This is a genomic window from Pseudomonas violetae (assembly GCF_023072615.1).
In the GTDB taxonomy this organism is placed as follows: Bacteria; Pseudomonadota; Gammaproteobacteria; order Pseudomonadales; family Pseudomonadaceae; genus Aquipseudomonas; species Aquipseudomonas violetae.
The window spans coordinates 1961-3291 of sequence record NZ_JAKNRW010000076.1; the positions used below are offsets into that span (position 1 = coordinate 1961).

At 49.1% G+C, this 1331-nt stretch carries 1 rRNA gene (cut by a window edge); it reads left to right on the forward strand.

Annotated elements, in window-relative coordinates:
- Window positions 1-165 precede the first annotated feature (165 nt).
- Window positions 166-1331: ribosomal RNA gene (locus L9059_RS30375) — 23S ribosomal RNA — on the forward strand; it runs 1820 nt beyond the window's last position.

Genomic DNA, 1331 nt, shown 5'->3' on the forward strand with positions numbered 1-1331 from the left:
TTCGTTCTTTAAAAATTTGGGTATGTGATAGAAAGATAGACTGAACGTTACTTTCACTGGTAACGGATCAGGCTAAGGTAAAATTTGTGAGTTGCTCTTAGGAGCTCAATCGAATTTTCGGCGAATGTCGTCTTCACAGTATAACCAGATTGCTTGGGGTTATATGGTCAAGTGAAGAAGCGCATACGGTGGATGCCTTGGCAGTCAGAGGCGATGAAAGACGTGGTAGCCTGCGAAAAGCTTCGGGGAGTCGGCAAACAGACTTTGATCCGGAGATGTCTGAATGGGGGAACCCACCTAACATAAGTTAGGTATCTTAAGCTGAATACATAGGCTTAAGAAGCGAACCAGGGGAACTGAAACATCTAAGTACCCTGAGGAAAAGAAATCAACCGAGATTCCCTTAGTAGTGGCGAGCGAACGGGGACTAGCCCTTAAGTGGCTTTGAGATTAGCGGAACGTTCTGGAAAGTACGGCCATAGTGGGTGATAGCCCTGTACGCGAAAATCTCTTAGTCATGAAATCGAGTAGGACGGAGCACGAGAAACTTTGTCTGAATATGGGGGGACCATCCTCCAAGGCTAAATACTACTGACTGACCGATAGTGAACTAGTACCGTGAGGGAAAGGCGAAAAGAACCCCGGAGAGGGGAGTGAAATAGATCCTGAAACCGTATGCGTACAAGCAGTGGGAGCCCACTTTGTTGGGTGACTGCGTACCTTTTGTATAATGGGTCAGCGACTTATTTTCAGTGGCGAGCTTAACCGAATAGGGGAGGCGTAGCGAAAGCGAGTCTTAATAGGGCGTCTAGTCGCTGGGAATAGACCCGAAACCGGGCGATCTATCCATGGGCAGGTTGAAGGTTGGGTAACACTAACTGGAGGACCGAACCGACTACCGTTGAAAAGTTAGCGGATGACCTGTGGATCGGAGTGAAAGGCTAATCAAGCTCGGAGATAGCTGGTTCTCCTCGAAAGCTATTTAGGTAGCGCCTCATGTATCACTGTAGGGGGTAGAGCACTGTTTCGGCTAGGGGGTCATCCCGACTTACCAAACCGATGCAAACTCCGAATACCTACAAGTGCCGAGCATGGGAGACACACGGCGGGTGCTAACGTCCGTCGTGAAAAGGGAAACAACCCAGACCGTCAGCTAAGGTCCCAAAGTTATGGTTAAGTGGGAAACGATGTGGGAAGGCTTAGACAGCTAGGAGGTTGGCTTAGAAGCAGCCACCCTTTAAAGAAAGCGTAATAGCTCACTAGTCGAGTCGGCCTGCGCGGAAGATGTAACGGGGCTCAAACCATACACCGAAGCTACGGGTATCATAGGT